Origin of the sequence: Marinobacter sp. C2H3, from assembly GCF_037080155.1 — a bacterium.
Lineage (GTDB): Bacteria > Pseudomonadota > Gammaproteobacteria > Pseudomonadales > Oleiphilaceae > Marinobacter.
Map to the genome: position 1 here is coordinate 24,220 of NZ_JBBBNZ010000001.1, position 17,009 is coordinate 41,228.

At 66.1% G+C, this 17,009-nt stretch carries 12 protein-coding genes; 9 read left to right on the forward strand and 3 right to left on the reverse strand.

The features are described 5' to 3' along the window. Window positions 1–95: 95 nt before the first annotated feature. The 4 genes from V3388_RS00120 to V3388_RS00135 all read left to right on the forward strand — a co-directional run bounded on the left by V3388_RS00120 (window position 96) and on the right by V3388_RS00135 (window position 6,140). Window positions 96–2,447 carry an FdhF/YdeP family oxidoreductase gene (locus tag V3388_RS00120; protein ID WP_336365486.1) on the forward strand — a complete coding sequence of 784 codons (2,352 nt, stop codon included), beginning with the start codon at window positions 96–98 and terminating at the stop codon, window positions 2,445–2,447. Between the two features lie 140 nt (window positions 2,448–2,587). Beyond that, window positions 2,588–3,952, forward strand: a complete 1,365-nt coding sequence (locus V3388_RS00125) for a diguanylate cyclase domain-containing protein (protein ID WP_336365487.1) — start codon at window positions 2,588–2,590, stop codon at window positions 3,950–3,952. Window positions 3,953–3,971: 19 nt separating this feature from the next. Further along, on the forward strand, window positions 3,972–4,175 hold the full coding sequence (locus V3388_RS00130) for a hypothetical protein (RefSeq protein WP_336365488.1): 204 nt from the start codon (window positions 3,972–3,974) through the stop codon (window positions 4,173–4,175). A 69-nt stretch (window positions 4,176–4,244) separates the two neighbouring features. Further along, a complete protein-coding gene (locus V3388_RS00135; protein ID WP_336365489.1) occupies window positions 4,245–6,140 on the forward strand; it encodes a monovalent cation:proton antiporter-2 (CPA2) family protein in 1,896 nt (631 codons plus the stop codon). Here the strand turns inward: V3388_RS00135 and corA are convergent. Beyond that, window positions 6,118–7,191, reverse strand: a complete 1,074-nt coding sequence (gene corA / locus V3388_RS00140; RefSeq protein ID WP_336365490.1) for a magnesium/cobalt transporter CorA — start codon at window positions 7,189–7,191, stop codon at window positions 6,118–6,120. The genes V3388_RS00135 and corA overlap by 23 nt on opposite strands. 294 nt (window positions 7,192–7,485) lie before the next feature. Between corA and betI the strand changes: the two genes are divergently transcribed. The 5 genes from betI (at window position 7,486) to ahpC (ending at window position 13,467) form a co-directional block, all read left to right on the forward strand. Beyond that, window positions 7,486–8,079 (forward strand): transcriptional regulator BetI, encoded by a 594-nt coding sequence (betI, locus tag V3388_RS00145; RefSeq protein WP_336365491.1) that lies wholly within the window; start codon window positions 7,486–7,488, stop codon window positions 8,077–8,079. A gap of 69 nt (window positions 8,080–8,148) precedes the next feature. After that, window positions 8,149–9,618 carry a betaine-aldehyde dehydrogenase gene (gene betB, locus V3388_RS00150; RefSeq protein ID WP_336365492.1) on the forward strand — a complete coding sequence of 490 codons (1,470 nt, stop codon included), beginning with the start codon at window positions 8,149–8,151 and terminating at the stop codon, window positions 9,616–9,618. 159 nt (window positions 9,619–9,777) lie between these two features. After that, window positions 9,778–11,532, forward strand: a complete 1,755-nt coding sequence (gene betA / locus V3388_RS00155; protein ID WP_336365493.1) for a choline dehydrogenase — start codon at window positions 9,778–9,780, stop codon at window positions 11,530–11,532. Next, window positions 11,529–12,746: a BCCT family transporter gene (locus tag V3388_RS00160; protein WP_336365494.1), complete on the forward strand. Its 1,218-nt coding sequence runs from the start codon at window positions 11,529–11,531 to the stop codon at window positions 12,744–12,746. Before betA ends, V3388_RS00160 begins: the two co-directional genes overlap by 4 nt. 157 nt (window positions 12,747–12,903) lie before the next feature. Then, entirely contained in the window at window positions 12,904–13,467 is a 564-nt protein-coding gene (ahpC, locus tag V3388_RS00165) for an alkyl hydroperoxide reductase subunit C (RefSeq protein ID WP_336365495.1), read from the forward strand. A gap of 121 nt (window positions 13,468–13,588) precedes the next feature. On the opposite strand, the gene V3388_RS00170 is transcribed toward ahpC, so the two are convergent. Beyond that, a complete protein-coding gene (locus V3388_RS00170; protein WP_336365496.1) occupies window positions 13,589–14,065 on the reverse strand; it encodes a peroxiredoxin in 477 nt (158 codons plus the stop codon). Between the two features lie 47 nt (window positions 14,066–14,112). Further along, on the reverse strand, window positions 14,113–16,968 hold the full coding sequence (locus tag V3388_RS00175) for a cation-translocating P-type ATPase (protein ID WP_336365497.1): 2,856 nt from the start codon (window positions 16,966–16,968) through the stop codon (window positions 14,113–14,115). Window positions 16,969–17,009: the final 41 nt, after the last annotated feature.

Sequence of the window (17,009 nt, forward strand, 5' to 3'; positions counted from 1 at the left end):
TATCAAACGATTCTATTTATTGATTTCACAGTTATGAATGGCCGGCGTACTCTGTGCACCATTTGACCAATCTGGTTGCTCACAGGGGGAATGCCATGGCCCACGTATCCGAGCCCACACCCGTCTCCACGCCCAAGTTCGAACCTTACCGCGGCCCCGCCGCTGGCTGGGGCGCGCTGCGCAGCGTCGCGGCCTACTGGCTGGACAGCAAGCAGCCGATCAAGAACCTGCGGGCGTTGCTGAAAACCAACCAGCACGGCGGCTTTGACTGCCCGGGTTGCGCCTGGGGCGACGACCCGAAAGGCGGGCGCATCCAGTTCTGTGAGAATGGCGCCAAGGCCGTCAACTGGGAAGCGACCAAGCGCCGGGTGGACCGGGACTTTTTCGCGCGCTACACGGTGCGGGAGCTGAGCCAGTTCAGCGACCACTGGCTGGAATACCAGGGCCGGCTGACCGAGCCCATGCGCTACGACGCCGCCACCGACCGCTACCAGCCGATCAGCTGGGACGACGCCTTCGCCCTGGTCGCCGAGCACCTGAACGGGCTTGAGAGCCCCGACCAGGCCGAGTTCTATACCTCCGGGCGGGCCAGCAACGAGGCAGCGTTCCTGTACCAGCTGTTCGTGCGCAGCTACGGCACCAACAACTTCCCGGACTGCTCCAACATGTGCCACGAGGCCAGCGGCGTGGGCCTGGGCCAGAGCATCGGCACCGGCAAGGGCACGGTCACCTTCGACGACTTCGCCGAGGCGGACGCCATTTTCATCTTCGGCCAGAACCCGGGCACCAACCACCCGCGCATGCTGGCACCGCTGAGTGAGGCGGTGCGCCGGGGTGCCCAGGTGGTCTGCTTCAACCCCCTCAAGGAGCGGGGCCTGCAGCGCTTCCAGGACCCCCAGGCCATCCACGAGATGTTGCGCAACGGCTCCGAGGCCACCAACACCGTGTTCTTCCGGCCCGCCCTGGGCGGCGACATGGCGGCAGTGCGGGGCATGGTCAAATGCCTGATCCAGTGGGACGACGAGGCCCGCGCCCGGGGCGAGGCGCCGGTGCTGGACGACGCCTTCCTGGGCGAGCACACCGACGGCCTGGCCGCCTACAAGGCCGTGGTGGCCGCCACCCCCTGGGAACACATTGAACGCCAGAGCGGCCTCAGCCGCGACGACATCGAGATGGCCGCCGGCATCTACCGCAAAGCGGAAAAGGTAATGCTGTGCTGGGCCATGGGCATTACCCAGCACCGGCACTCCGTGGCCACGGTGCAGGAGCTGGTGAACCTGCAACTGCTGCGGGGCAACATCGGCCAGCCCGGCGCCGGCCTGTGCCCGGTTCGGGGCCACAGCAACGTGCAGGGCGACCGCACCATGGGCATTGATGAGAAGGCCCCGGCCTGGCTGCTTGACGCCCTGGAGCGGGAGTTCGGCATCGTGGCGCCGCGCCGGCCCGGCCACAACACCGTGGAGGCCATCGCCGCCATGGCGGACCGGCGCGCCCGGGTGTTCATCGGCCTCGGTGGCAACTTCGCCCAGGCCACCCCGGACACCGAGCTGACCCACCAGGCCCTGGCCAACTGCGATCTGACCGTACAGATCAGCACCAAGCTCAACCGCAGCCACCTGATTACCGGCAAGGACGCGCTGATTCTGCCGTGTCTGGGCCGCACCGACATCGACCAGCAGGCGAACGGCCCCCAGGGCGTGACCGTGGAAGACTCCTTCAGCATGATTCACGCCTCCTACGGCCAGCTGGCGCCGCTGTCGGGCCAGATGCGCTCCGAGCCCGCCATAATCGCCGGCATCGCCAAGGCCACCCTGGGCAACCGGCCGGTTGACTGGGATGCGGCCGTGGCCGATTACAACGTCATCCGGGACCTGATCGCCCGCACCATTCCGGGCTTTGAGAACTTCAACGAACGGCTGGCCCAGCGCGGCGGCTTCTACCTGGGCAACCCGGCCCGGGAGCGCCACTGGAATACCCCGGCGAAGAAGGCGCTGTTCACACCCAACCCGCTGCCGGAGGACCTGGTGCACGAGCGCATCCGTGCCAGCGGCCAGACCCCGGACCTGATCCTGCAGACCCTGCGCTCCCACGATCAGTACAACACCACGGTGTACGGCCTGAACGACCGCTACCGGGGTGTGACCGGCCAGCGCAAAGTGGTGTTCATGAACGCCGACGACATCCGCCGGCTGGGACTGACCGAGGGCGCTCGGGTGGACATCACCTCGCTCTGGGAAGACGGCCGTGAGCGCCGGGTGACCGGCTTCAAAGTACTGCCCTACGACGTGCCCGCCGGCCAGGCCGCCGCCTACTACCCGGAGACCAATCCGCTGGTGCCGCTGGAGAGCTATGGGGAAGGCAGCGCCACGCCCACCTCCAAGTTCCTGGCGGTGCGCCTGGCGCCGAGTGAGGTCCAGGACGACGTCCGCCTGCTGGCGGCGGGGTAAGCGCGGCCAGCGGTACCGATCGCCGAGTCCCCGGGCGTAAGGGCCCCGCTCTCCGCCCGGGGCTGTTGTTTCGGAAAAATAGGCACTATGCTGAGGACAAGTGGCAATGCCTGTCGATCGGTAGGAATCGGAATACCCCGTTGAAACACGACACAGTGGATCTCAACAGCCTGTTTCCCGGGCTGATTCACCAGTTGCTCGATCCCGTGTTCGTGGTCGACCGCAACGGCTGTATTGTCTTTGTCAGTGAAGCCTGCGAGGCCATGTTTGGCTACACGGCGGCGGAGATGATCGGTCAGCCGGTGCTGGGTTATTTGCACCCGGACGACCTGGAGCGCACGCAGGCGGTGGTCCGGGGCGTGATGAGCGGGCAACCGCACATGAACTTCGAGAACCGGTACCTTCATCGGGACGGCCGGGTGGTCAACGTGCTCTGGTCGGCCCGCTGGCTGCCGGAAGCGCAAGTCCGGCTGGCGGTCGCCCGTGACGTCACCTCCCTGCGCCGCGCGGACCAGATTCGCGACGCGCTGTACCAGATATCCCAGTCCGCCCACGCGGCGGAATCGCTGCGTGCCCTGTGCCAGGAAATCCACCGGGTGATTGGCGGCCTGTTTTCCTCGGACGCGCTCTACCTGGCCTTCTACGACGCCGACAACGGGCAGATCTCCTACCCGTATCTCTCGGTACGCCGTGGAGACAGTTGGGTGGCCGGGCCGCTGCAGGACGGCACCGCCCTGGCGGCGGTGATCCGCACCGGGCAGCCAGTGCTCTCGGTGGCAGACCCGGAGCGGCCAGGGCTGGGCCTGGCGCCGGACGAATTGGACGAGCCCGTGCACAACTGGCTGGGGGTACCCCTGGAAGCCAGGGGCCGGGTTCTCGGGGCCGTCGTGATGGAGAGCCGGGCCCTTGGCGAGCGGTATTCCACGGAAGACCGGGATCTGCTCCAGTTCGTGGCCACCCAGTTGGCCACCGCCGTGGAGCGCAAGCACGCCGAGGATGAGCTGAGGCACATGGCCCACCATGACCCGCTCACCGGCCTGACCAACCGCTCGCTGTTCCGGGACCGCCTGGAAACCGCGCTGCGCCAGGCCCGCCGGCAGAACGTTCGGCTGGCCCTGCTGTACCTGGACCTGAACGGGTTCAAACAGGTCAACGACACCCGGGGCCATGATCGGGGTGACCAGCTACTGTGCGAGGTGGCCCGCCGGCTGGAGCGAACCACCCGAGAAGCGGACACCGTGGCTCGCATGGGCGGCGATGAATTCACCGTGCTGCTCAACGATGTCAGCGATGAGGCGGCCGCCCGGGCTACCCTGGAGAAAATCCGCGCAGCGCTGAGTGCGCCCCTGACCCTCGCGGGCGAGCCGGTCCGCATCGACAGCGCGATTGGCCTGGCGCTCTACCCGGACGACGGCGATACGGCGGAGGCGTTGTTGCGGGCGGCAGACGCGGATATGTACCAGATGAAACGTGACGTCGCGGCCACCGCCGTGGCCCACCAGTAACGCAACGGGAGGCAGCACAGTGAGTGAAGCGCAGTTGGTGTGGGGTGTGGTGTTTGGCGCCATTGGCTTTGCGTTCTCCCTGTACGGTACCCGCCAGAAAGCGGTGATTCCCTTCCTCGCCGGCCTCGGTCTCATGGGGGTGCCCTACCTGATCGCCAACGTTTATGCGCTGGTGGCGGCCGGCGTTGTGCTGATGGCCCTGCCGTACTTTGTGCGGTTATAGTCACACCCTCATTGCCCGTCTCTCCGACGTGGCCCCGCCTCCCTTGTTGCCCAGTGGATCCTTGCCCTCATGACAGAATACTTTGTCCAGGCGTTCATTTACCTGCTCGCCGCCGTGGTGGCGGTGCCGCTGGCCCAGCGGCTGGGGCTTGGCTCGGTGCTGGGCTATCTGGTGGCGGGTGTGGTCATCGGCCCGGTGGCCGGGTTTGTCGGCCAGGAAGCCTCTACCATCCAGCATTTTGCCGAGTTTGGCGTGGTGATGATGCTGTTCCTGGTGGGCATGGAGCTGGACCCGAAGGCCCTCTGGGCCATGCGGGTGCGCCTGCTGGGCCTGGGTGGCCTGCAGGTGTTGCTGTCGTCACTGGCGGGCCTGGGCATCGGCCTGGGGCTCGGGCTGGCTTGGCAAACCGCGCTGACCGTCGGTTTTATCCTGGCGCTGTCGTCCACCGCTATCGTGCTGCAGACCCTGAACGAGAAAGGCCTGGGCAAGACCGAGGGCGGCCGCAGCGCCTTCTCGGTGTTGCTGTTCCAGGACATCGCCGTCATTCCCATGCTGGCGCTGATCCCGCTGCTGGCGGTGGGCGGCGGTGGCAATCCCGAGGCCAGCCATGACGGCGGGCTGAGCCTGGTGGCCGGGTTGCCCGCCTGGGGTCACGGGCTGGTGGTGGTGCTGGCGGTGGGCGGCGTGATTGCCGGCGGTTACTACCTGGGCCGGCCCCTGTTTCGCTACGTGATCCAGGCGGGTCTGCGGGAAGTGTTCACCGCCACCGCGCTGATGCTGGTGATCGGCATTTCCGCGCTGATGAGCCTGATCAACCTGTCCCCGGCCCTCGGTGCTTTCCTGGCCGGCGTGGTGCTGGCCAACAGCGAGTTCCGCCATGAGCTGGAAGCCAACATCCAGCCGTTCAAGGGGCTGCTGCTGGGCCTGTTTTTCATCACCGTCGGCGCCGGTATCGATATGGGGGTTCTGGTCTCCAGCTGGGGCGCCGTGCTGGCCCTGGTGCTGGCGGTGATTGTGGTCAAGGCGCTGATTCTCTGGGCTCTGGCGCTGATCTTCGGGGTGCGGGGCAGCAACGGCTGGCTGTTCACCCTGGGCCTGGCCCAGGCCGGTGAGTTCGGCTTTGTGCTGCTCAACTACAGCGTGCAGAATCGCGTGCTGGATTCGGACCTGTCCCAGCTGCTGTCCCTGGTGGTGGCGCTGTCGATGTTCCTGACGCCGCTGCTGTTCATCGCCTACGACCGCATCGTGCTGCCCTGGTACCGGCGCTCCACCAACGCCGCCGAGCGGGAGGCGGACGCCATTGAGGAGCAGGCGCCGGTGATCGTGGCCGGTGTCGGCCGGTTCGGCCAGATTGTCTGCCGCCTGCTGCGGGCCAACAACATTCCCGCCGTGGTGCTGGACCATGAAATCGAGCAGATCGAGAACGTCCGGCAGATCGGCCTGAAGAGCTACTTCGGCGACGCCAGCCGGCCGGACCTGCTGGAAACCGCCGGCATCGCCGAGGCCCGCCTGCTGGTGGTGGCCATCGACGACCGGGACCGGGCGGTGGCGATGGTGGAGCACGTCAAGCAGTTCCACCCGGGCGTCTGGGTGCTGGCCCGGGCCTTCGACCGGGGCCACGGCTACCGGCTGCGCCAGGCCGGCGCCGATGACGTCATCAGCGAGACCTACCATTCAGCGCTGGAACTGGGTGGCCACGCCCTCACCGCCATGGGGGTTCACCCCATGCGTGCCCGGCAGATGACCTGGGCGTTCCTGGACAACGAGCGGGCCCATGAGGACGAACTGTTTGAAGCCTGGAAGGACATGCGCGATGGCTTCAGCCCCCGCTACAGCGAGTTGTTCATGAAGCTTGAGGAAGCCCTGAGCGGCGCCATGGACAAGGATTGGGGCGAACCCAGGCAGGAGGATGTGCCGGTGTGGACGCCACCGTCGTCACCCACTACCACCAGCCACGACGCTTGAAGAACCACACCAGCCCGCCGGTCATGGCGATCATCAGCCCCCACACCATCGGGTAGCCGTAGCGCCAGTGCAGCTCTGGCATGGCCCAGGGGCTGTCCGGGTTCTCGAAGTTCATGCCGTACACCCCCACCACGAAGGTCAGCGGGATAAACACCGTGGCGATGATGGTCAGCACCCGCATGGTCTCGTTGGTTTTCTGGCTGATGCTGGAGAGATAGATGTCCAGCATGCCGGTGGCCATGTCCCGGAAGCTTTCCAGCAGTTCGATGATCTGCACGCTGTGGTCGTGGCAGTCCCGGAAATAGATCAGTGTGTCCGGGTGGATCAGCGAGTCCTCCAGGCGCATCAGGCTGGTCATCACTTCCCGCTGCGGCCACAGCACCCGCCGCAGGAACAGCAGCTCCCGTTTCAGGTGGTGCAGGTCCGAGAGGGTCTGCTGGCGGGGTTTCTCCAGCAGCTCAATTTCCATGGTCTCGAGGGTGTCGCCGAAGCTTTCCAGCACCGGGAAGGCGGAATCCGTGATCAGGTCCATCAGAGCGTACAGCAGGTAGTCGATGCCCCGGGTGGCGAAGCGCCGGTTGTTGGGCTGGCGCATACGCTTGCGCACCGGCTCGAACGGGTCCTCGTCCAGCGGGCACAGGCAAATCAGGTAGTTGGTGCCCACAAACAGGCTGACCTGAACCACTTCCAACCGGCCGTCGGTCATCATCGGCATGGCGGCGATCAGGAACAGCTGGTCGTCGTACAGTTCCATCTTCGGCCGCTGGCCGCTGTTGAGCACGTCTTCCAGGGCCAGGTCGTGCAGGTCGAACATGTCCCCCAGGGTGCGCAGGGTGTTCACGTCCACGGCGCCGTTCACCTGGATCCAGGTTTTGGTGTCCCGCTCCAGGTAGGCCTGGCATTCCTCCGGGGTGGCCAGGCGTTCCTCTTCCACGGTGTCTTCGGTGTAGTCGATCAGGTGAATGGACACCGGCTGGGTGGCGGGCGCCGCCGACACCAGGGTGCCCGGCGCCGTGCCGGGGGCGTGGTAATGCTTGCTGAAGTAGGCCATTGAGTTGGTCTGAACTCCTGAAAGATCGGTGCGATCGAGCTTGGGGGGAGCGCCCCAGGGGGACGGCCTGTCCAGAACACGCTGTAAATACGCCCCTGTACGCTCGGCCTCCGCCATCCCTGGCGGAGGACGGTTCTGGACAGGCCGTCCCCCTGGGGCACCGAGCCCCGATTGGCTTCAAAGTAGCACAAACAGGAGGCGGCAGAACGCCCCGCGAATTTGAAATCCCGCCGCGCTTTCGGTAGCCTTTATTTTTATTGAACGTTCAATCAATAAAACGACGCCGAGATTGTCATGCCGAAAGTGGGAATGAAAGACACCCGTCGCCAGCAGCTGATCGACGCCACCATGGCGTCTATCGCCGAGCTGGGGATGCAGAACACCACCATTGTGAGCATCAGCAAACGGGCCGGGCTGTCCTCCGGCATCATCGCCCACTATTTCGGCGGCAAGCAGGGGCTGATTGAAGCCGCCCTGCGATACCTGCTGGACCAGCTCGGGCGGGAGCTGCGGGAGCGGCTGGCGCGCACCGACCGGACCCCGCGCCAGCGTCTGGACTGCATCATCGAGGCGAACTTCTCCGAGTTCCAGCGCTCGGCGCTGGCCGCCAAAACCTGGCTCAGTTTCTGGGCCCGCTCCATGCACGAGCCCGGACTCAAACGGCTGCAGCAGATCAACAACGCCCGGCTGTACAGCAATCTGCGTTACGCCTTTGCCCAGGCGCTGCCGCCAGAGGAAGCCACAGAGGCGGCCCGGCAGACCGCCGCCATGATCGACGGCTTCTGGCTCCGCAGTGCCCTGAGCGTGGACCCCGCCGAGAGCTTTGAAGCCGGCGAGCGCCTGTGCAAACGGTTTGTCCACGAGACGCTCGCCGCCGCCCGGGCCTGAGCCCGGCGCCAGCCCCATCGTTACCGGCCCACAAGGCCAGAACCCATTTGACCGAGGTGATCCCCCGTTATGTCCAACGCTTTGCCTATTGTTCAGAACTTCGTGCACGGCCGCTTCCTGGCCAACGGCAACGGTGAAACCTTCCCCGTGGTGAATCCCGCCACTGGCGAGGTGATCTACCACGTGGAAATCGCGGATGAATCCGTGCAGCAGGCGGCCATTGAAAGCGCCCGCGCCGGCTTTGCCGAGTGGTCCGCGATGACCGCCATCGAGCGCAGCCGGATTCTGCTGAAAGCCGTGGCGCTGCTCCGGGAGCGCAACGACGAACTGGCGGCGGTGGAAGTGCGCGACACCGGCAAACCCTGGCAGGAAGCGGAAGCGGTGGACGTGGTCACCGGCGCCGACGCCATCGAGTTCTTCGCCGGCTTGGCGCCGTCCATCGAGGGCAACCAGCAGGACCTGGGCGGGGACTTTTACTACACCCGGCGGGAGCCGCTGGGCATCTGCGCCGGCATCGGCGCCTGGAACTACCCGATCCAGATCGCCTGCTGGAAATCCGCGCCGGCCCTGGCCTGCGGCAATGCCATGATCTTCAAGCCCTCCGAGGAAACCCCGATGGGCGCGGTGAAGCTGGCGGAAATTTTCATCGAAGCGGGCGTGCCGGCGGGCGTGTTCAACGTGGTGCAGGGCGCCGCCGAGGTGGGCCAGTGGCTGACTCACCACCCGGACATCGCCAAGGTCTCGTTCACCGGCGAGGTGGCCACCGGGAAGAAGGTGATGGCCGCGGCCGCGACGTCCCTGAAAGACGTGACCATGGAGCTGGGCGGCAAGTCCCCGCTGATCATCTTTGACGATGCCGATCTGGAGAATGCTATCTCTGCGGCCATGGTGGGCAACTTCTACACCCAGGGCGAGATCTGCACCAACGGCACCCGGGTGTTCGTGCACGAGGACCTGTACCCACGCTTTATCGAACGCCTGCTGGAGCGCACCCGCAAGAACATCCAGGCCGGTGACCCGATGAACCCGGCCACCAACTTCGGCGCGCTGATCTCGAAGAAGCACCAGGACCTGGTGCTCAGCTACATCGCCAAGGGCCTGGCCGAAGGCGCCACCCTCAGCCACGGCGGCCGGGCGTTCGAGCCGGACGATTCAAAAGGCGGCTACTTTGTGGAACCCACCATTTTCACCGACTGCACCGACGACATGACCATCGTGAAGGAGGAGATCTTCGGGCCGGTGATGTCCGTGCTCACCTTCGCCGATGAGGACGAGGTGATCGCCCGGGCCAACAACACCGACACCGGCCTGGCCGCCGGCGTGTTCACCAACGACCTCCGCCGGGCGCACCGGGTGATTCACCAGATCCAGGCGGGCATCTGCTGGATCAACAGTTACGGCGCCTCGCCGGCGGAAATGCCGGTGGGCGGCTACAAACTCTCCGGCATTGGCCGGGAAAACGGGCGCGAGACCCTGGCGCACTACACCCAGATCAAGTCGGTGTACGTGGGTATGCAGGACATTGACGCCCCGTTTTGAGCAGCCACCACAAAGGCCCTGCTGCACTGAACTGCCGCGTTGCGCGGTACTCGAAAGCTCACCTACCTAAAGGTAAGCCTCGCTTTCTGCGCTCCGTGCGCCTTGCATTTCAGCGCATCAGAACCTTTCTGGCGGCTGCTGAGTGAAAAGAGGATGTGTATGAAAGAAAACCACTACGACTACATCATTGTGGGCGCGGGCTCGGCCGGTTGTGTGCTGGCCAACCGCCTCACCGAGGACGGCGACAAGCGGGTATTGCTGCTGGAGACGGGCGGCAGCGACAAGAGCATTTTCATCCAGATGCCCACCGCCCTGTCCATTCCCATGAACACCAAAAAATACGCCTGGCAGTTCGAGACCGAGCCGGAGCCGTATCTGGACAACCGCCGCATGCACTGCCCCCGGGGCAAGGTGTTGGGGGGCTCGTCCTCCATCAACGGCATGGTGTACGTGCGCGGCCACGCCCGGGACTTTGACGAGTGGGCCGCCGAGGGCGCCACCGGCTGGCATTACGACAACGTGCTGCCCTATTTCAAGAAGGCGGAGACCTGGGTGTTCGGCGGCGATCCCTACCGGGGCGGCGATGGCCCGCTCGGGGTCAACAACGGCAACAACATGCAGAACCCGCTGTACCGCGCCTTCATTGAAGCCGGCGTGGACGCGGGCTATCTGGAAACCGACGACTACAACGGCGCCCAGCAGGAAGGCTTCGGCGCCATGCACATGACGGTGAAAAACGGCCGCCGCTGGTCCACCGCCAACGCCTACCTGCGCCCGGCCATGGACCGCCCGAACCTGACCGTGGTCACCCACGCCCTGGTGCACAGGGTGTTGCTCGGCGGCGCCGACGGCAAGACCGCCACCGGCGTGCGCTACGCCCAGGGTGGCCGGGTGCAGGAGGCGTTCGCGGACGGCGAGGTGATCCTGTCCGCCGGCTCCATCGGCTCACCCCACCTGCTGCAGCTCTCCGGCATTGGCCGCCGGGATGTGCTGGAGCCGGCGGGTATTGAGGTAAAGCACGAGCTGCCGGGGGTGGGCGAGAACCTCCAGGATCACCTGGAGTTCTACTTCCAGTTCCGCTGCACCCAGCCGGTGTCCCTGAACGGCAAGCTGGACTGGTGGAACAAGCTGAAAATCGGTGTGCGCTGGCTGCTGCGCAAGGATGGCCTGGGGGCCACCAACCACTTTGAATCCTGCGGCTTTATCCGCTCCAAGGCGGGGGTCGAATGGCCGGACCTGCAGTACCACTTCCTGCCGGCGGCCATGCGCTACGACGGCCGCGAGGCCTTTGACGGCGACGGCTTCCAGCTGCACATCGGCCACAACAAGCCGAAGAGCCGGGGATTCGTGCGGGTGCAATCCGCCGATCCGACCCAGCCGCCGCGCATCCGCTTCAACTACCTGCAGCATGAAGCGGACCGGGAAGGTTTTCGGGACTGCGTACGGCTCACCCGGGAGATCATCCACCAGCCGGCCATGGACCGCTTCCGGGGCGAGGAAATCCAGCCCGGCGCGGGCGTGCAGACCGACGAGCAGATCGACGCCTTCGTGCGCCAGGCCGTGGAGAGCGCCTACCACCCGTCCTGCTCCTGCAAGATGGGCACCGACCCGCTGGCCGTGGTCGGCCCGGACACCCGGGTGCATGGCCTGCGTAACCTTCGGGTGGTGGACTCGTCCATCTTCCCGACCATCCCCAACGGCAACCTGAACGCGCCCACCATCATGGTGGCGGAACGGGCGGCTGATCTCATTCGGGGCCGCGAGCCCCTGCAACCGCTGGACGTGCCGGTGCTCATGGATGACCAGTGGCAGAACCGCCAGCGCCCGGGCCAGCCCCGGCGCGCCGCCCGCGTCCAGTCCGAAAAACAGGCCGCGCTGGAAGCGGCCCATAACGAACAGGAGTACAGCGCATGAACCTTTGGCTATCGGCGGGCATGCTGTTTACCTTTGCCGCCATTCTTTTCGTTCTCTATCGCTGGTGGGATATGCGGTGCATCGGCACCACGCCGGTGCGCACCCTGACCTTCATCGCCATTCTGTTTACCTCTGGGCTGGACGTGGGGCTGATCATGTTTCCGCTCACCGAGTTCGGCAGCTACGCCAACCTGTCCGCCAACCCGGAGTACGGCTTTGCCAACCCGCTGGCCATTGAGTTCGGCTTCTGGGCGTTCCTGATCTGGGGCTTTTATTTCCTCACCTGCTTTTACTTCTGCATCATCGAGCCCCGGGTGAAGTTCTTCGAGCTGCCCTGGGTGAAGCTGGTCAACAACGTGGTGATCATCGGCACCTGCGCCTTCACCGCCTACCTGCTGCTGGTGAACCTGCCCTGGTATCTGCCCCAGGTGGGCGACGGTGAATCCGTGGTGCCGCTGTTCTACGGCATCGTATTCGTGGCCATTGCCCTGGCGGTGTACTCCAGCTCCCGGCTGAAATACGTGCGGGTGCTGAGCCTGGGTTCCAGCGTGCTGTTCATCGCGCTGATTGCCGGCATGTGGCTGCGGGCCTTCGTGCTGAGCAAGGGCGCCCCGGACGACTTTTTCGGCACGGCCGGCCTGCTGGGGGCCTATTTCACGAACCTGGACCAGTTCCTGCTGCCGATGAACGACTACCACGCCTTCTACCTGTTCTGGTGGTTCTCCTGGAGCATCATGATTGGCCAGTTCACCGCCCGGTTTGTCAGTGGCATCCGCACCTGGCAGCTGCTGGTGGCCATGCTGGTGGTACCGTCCATCGCCATCGGCGTGTGGTTTACCGTGCTGTACCAGTACTACGCCCAGGGCCTGCATGTGGCGACCTTCACCAACCTGGCGATGATCACCGTGGGGGTGCTGATGGTGGTGAACTCGCTGGATTCGCTGATCCGCCTGTACACGGACAACCTGAACCTGACGCCTCAGCGCCTGGGCCGGGTGAACTATTTCGTGTTCAACCTGGTGGCCATGATCGGCCTGACCCTGCTGTTCCGCCTGGATTTCCTGCGCATCCAGTGGGTGGGCGCGTTGGTGATTGGCCTGTATTTCGCCTGCTTCGGCTACATCCTCTGGCAGCGCCGGGCCGAGGTCACGGCCATCAACGGGTCGCCCCGGGAAAACCGTCTGGATTTCAAGAAGATTGAAGTTGCCGGATAAGGCCCCATCTTGAACGTAGCGGATTCATGAAGCGGATAGGAGATAGACAGTACCTATCCCTTCTTTGTGAATTATCAATTTTAACGAAGGTGGCAGACCGCTTAAGGTATGCTCCGACTTTTCAGCAACCCTTGAACTCATCCACAGGAGTTATCGAATGGGCATCATCAACAGCGAAATCAAACCGTTCAAAGCGACCGCCTTCAAAAACGGCGAGTTTGTCGACATCACCGAAGCGGACGTGAAAGGCAAGTGGGCCGTGTTCTTCTTCTACCCGGCCGACTTCACCTTCGTGTGCCCGACCGAGCTGGGCGACGTGGCCGACAAGTACGAAGAGTTGCAGAAGCTGGGCGTGGAAGTGTTCTCTGTGTCCACCGACACCCACTTCACCCACAAGGCGTGGCACGACACCTCTGAGACCATCGGCAAGATCCAGTACTACATGGTGGGCGACCAGACCGGCACCATCACCAACAACTTCGGTGTGATGCGTGAAGGCCAGGGCCTGGCGGACCGCGCCACCTTCCTGATCGATCCGGACGGCATCATCCAGTCCGTTGAGATCAGCGCCGAAGGCGTTGGCCGTAACGCTGACTACCTGATGGACAAGGTCAAGGCCGCCCAGTACGTGCGCAAGCACCCGGGCGAAGTCTGCCCGGCCAAGTGGAAAGAAGGTGAAGAGACCCTGGCTCCGTCCCTGGACCTGGTCGGCAAGATCTGATCCCGCTGACGCGCGATCCAGGGGGCGGGCAGCAGGCCTGCCCCCGCACGATCTTTCAGCAAACCCCGGCGTGACCGGGGTTTGTTGCGTCTGGAAGGTGGGGTTTGTTGGCCACCGTGGCTCAGAGCCGGGCCAGGATGGCCTCGGCGCTGCTCTGGTCCAGGCCCTGGGGGTCAATGGCCAGGTGCTCCACCACGCCGTCGTTCACAATCATGGCGTAGCGCTGGCTGCGAAGCCCCATCTGGGCGGCGGTGCGGTCCTGGGTCAGGCCTACGGCCCGGGCGAAGTCCCCCAGCCCGTCCGCCAGCATCACCAGTTCTTCCGCGTTCTGGGCCTTGCCCCAGGCGTCCATCACGAAGGCGTCGTTCACCGAGGTACACACGATGCGGTCCACGCCTTTGGCGCGGAGTTCGTCCGCCTTGACCACGAACCCCGGCACGTGGGCGGCGGAGCAGGTGGGGGTGAAGGCGCCGGGGACGGCGAACAGCACCGCCCGCACGCCCTTGAACAGGTCCCCGGTGCGCACCGGCTCCGGGCCTTTCTCGCCCATGGTGCGCAGTTCAATGTCCGGCAGTCGGTCGCCGATCTGGATGGCCATCGTTTGTCTCTCCTGATGGGTGGTCTCTGGGTAGGGGTGAACATCCGTTATACGCCGCCCGCCGCCCCGGGACCAGTCGCCGGGCTCCGGAGTTGCCGCCACCTCAGCCCGCGGTGCAGCCACCAACCACCCTCCCGGAGCCAGAGCACAGAGCTGGCCACCCCGGCACACACCAGCCAATCCGACGGCGCCAGTGGCACCGTGGAGAACGCCCGCTGGAGCGGCGGCACGTAAACGACCGCCAGTTGCAGGCCAAGGGACAGTGCCACCGCCCCCCACAGCCACCGGTTGCGGCCCAGCCCCCTGGTGAGGCTGTGGTGGCCGGCCCGGGCCACAAACACCGTGCACAGGGAAAAGCACACCAGCGTGGTGAACACCAGGGTGCGGGTGTAGGCCTGTGGGTCCTGGCCGGCGGCGCCGGAAAACCAGTCTCCGGTGACCCAGCCGCCGGGCAGGCTGGCGTCCAGCACCCAGAGACTGCCGACGGCGGTAACCGCGCCCAGCCAGAGCACTTCCAGCCAGAGCACCCCGGTCATGACGCCCTCACGGCGCGAACGGGGCGGCCGGGTGAGGGCGTCGCCGATGCCGATGCCGGGGTCCAGGCCCAGGGCCAGGGCCGGTGCGCCGTCGGTGACCAGGTTGATCCACAGGATCTGGGTGGCCAGTAAGGGCAGGGCCATGCCGTCGCCGTTCGCCGCCAGCCCGAGGGGGCCGGCCAGCAGAAGGCCGCCGAACATGGTCAGCACCTCGCCGGTGTTGGTCGCCAGCAGGTAACGCAGAAACGTGCGGATGTTGTTGAACAGGACGCGTCCTTCCTCCACGGCGGCCACGATGGTGGCGAAATGATCGTCCGCCAGCACCATGTCCGCGGCCTCCCTGGCCACGTCCGTGCCCTTTTTGCCCATGGCAATGCCGATGTCGGCGGCCCGAAGGGCTGGAGCGTCATTCACGCCGTCACCGGTCATGGCCACGATGTCGCCGTTGGCCTGCAGGGCCCGAACGATGCGCAGCTTGTGCTCCGGATTCACCCGGGCAAACACCGAGACGTCGGCCAGCCGGGCGCGCAGGGTGGCGTCCGGCATCCGGTCCAGTTCGGCGCCGGTGACGGCGCTGTGGCCGTCGCCGATGCCCAGCTGCTGGCCGATCACCGCCGCGGTGACCGGATGATCACCGGTGATCATCAAGGGCCGGATGCCGGCCGCCCGGGCCTGGGCAACGGCGTCCCGGGCCTCCGGCCGTGGCGGGTCCATCAGTCCGATCAGCCCGATAAACACCAGTTCCGATTCCAGGTGGTCACCGGCGCCGTTGGCCTCCAGGACGCTGGCCGGTAGCGCGCGTGATGCCACGCCGAGGGAGCGCAAGGCTTCCGCCGCCAGCGCATCGTTGAGGGCCAGCAGCTCGGCCCGCCGCCCCGGGGTCAGCGGCCGGGTTCCGTGGCCAATGCGCTCCCGGGTGCAGCGACCGAGCAGCACATCCGGTGCACCCTTGGTGAACACATCCACAAAATTGCTGTCGTCCGCCCGGCGGTGGACGGTCGACATCAGCTTGCGGTCGGAGGAAAACGGCACTTCGCCCACCCGGTCTGCGCTGCCATCGTTTCGGGCGTCGGTCAGGCCGGCGGCACGGGCGGCGATGATCAGCGCTGCTTCGGTGGGGTCACCGACGATCTGCCAGCCGTCGTTGTCACGGGTGGCGGTGGCGTTGTTGGCCCGGTCACCCACCGTCAGGGCCTGTTCCAGTTCGAGCCGGAGCAGGTCCGCCAGGGTGCCGGAGGCGGTGCCGTCGTCCCGGAGATCCACCCGGCCGCTGGCGGTAACCACCGTGCGCACGGTCATCTCGTTGAGGGTGAGGGTGCCGGTTTTGTCGGAGGCAATCACGTTGGCGCACCCGAGGGTTTCGACGGCGGCCAGGTGGCGCACGATGGCCTTGCGCCGGGCCATACGCTGCACGCCCAGGGCGAGCACGGTGGTGACCACCGCCGGCAGCCCCTCGGGCACCGCCGCCACCGCCAGGGCTACCCCCAGCACCAGCGCGTCCAGCGCCGCGCTCAGGCCGCGCCCGTCCGACAGCGCCAGCAGCGTCGCCACCAGCACCAGTGCCAGCCCGGAGACTCCGAGGCCGAGGGTACGCCCGAGCCGGGCCAGATCGGTTTGCAGTGGGGTGGTGTCCGGCGGCGCGTCGGCCAGCAGGCCGGCAATCCGGCCCATTTCGGTGGCCATGCCGGTGGCGGTCACCACCGCCAGGCCCCGGCCGTAGGTGACGCTGGTGCCGCCAAAGACCATGTTCTGCCGATCGCCCAGGGCGGCATCACCGGCGATCGTTTCCGGCTCCTTGGCTTCCGGCAGGCTTTCCCCGGTCAGCGAGGCCTCGGCGGTCTGCAGCGCCACGGAGCTCAGCAGCCGGCCATCGGCGGCCACGGTGTCGCCCTCCTCCAGCACCAGCAGGTCCCCCACCACCACCGAAGCCGCGTCCAGCTCCCGGACAACCCCCTCCCGGGTGACCCGGGCGCGGGCCGCGGCCATCTGGCGCAGGGCGGCAATGGCGCGCTCCGCCCGGGCCTGCTGGACAATGCCCATGGCGGCGTTGATCACCACAATGCCGAGAATGGCCAGGGCTTCGTAGGGCCAGGGCAGGTCTGGCTCCAGCCACCAGGCGAACGCGGATATGACCGCGGCGAGCAGCAGGATCAGGATCATCGGGTCGGTGCACTGGGCGATCAGCCCGCGCAGAAGGGGCGGCGGCTCGGTGCTCGCCAACCGGTTGGGCCCGTCCCGCTCCAGGCGGGCCAGGGCCTCGGACTCGGTCAGGCCCAGCCGGGCATCGGTGGCCAGCGCGGCGACCACGTCATCGGCCGGCAGCCGGTAGGCGGCGGGCAGGGCGGGGCTCTCCGGGCGTGGACGCATCCTGTCTTCCTTGGCCGATCCGGCTGAAAGGGTCTGTTACT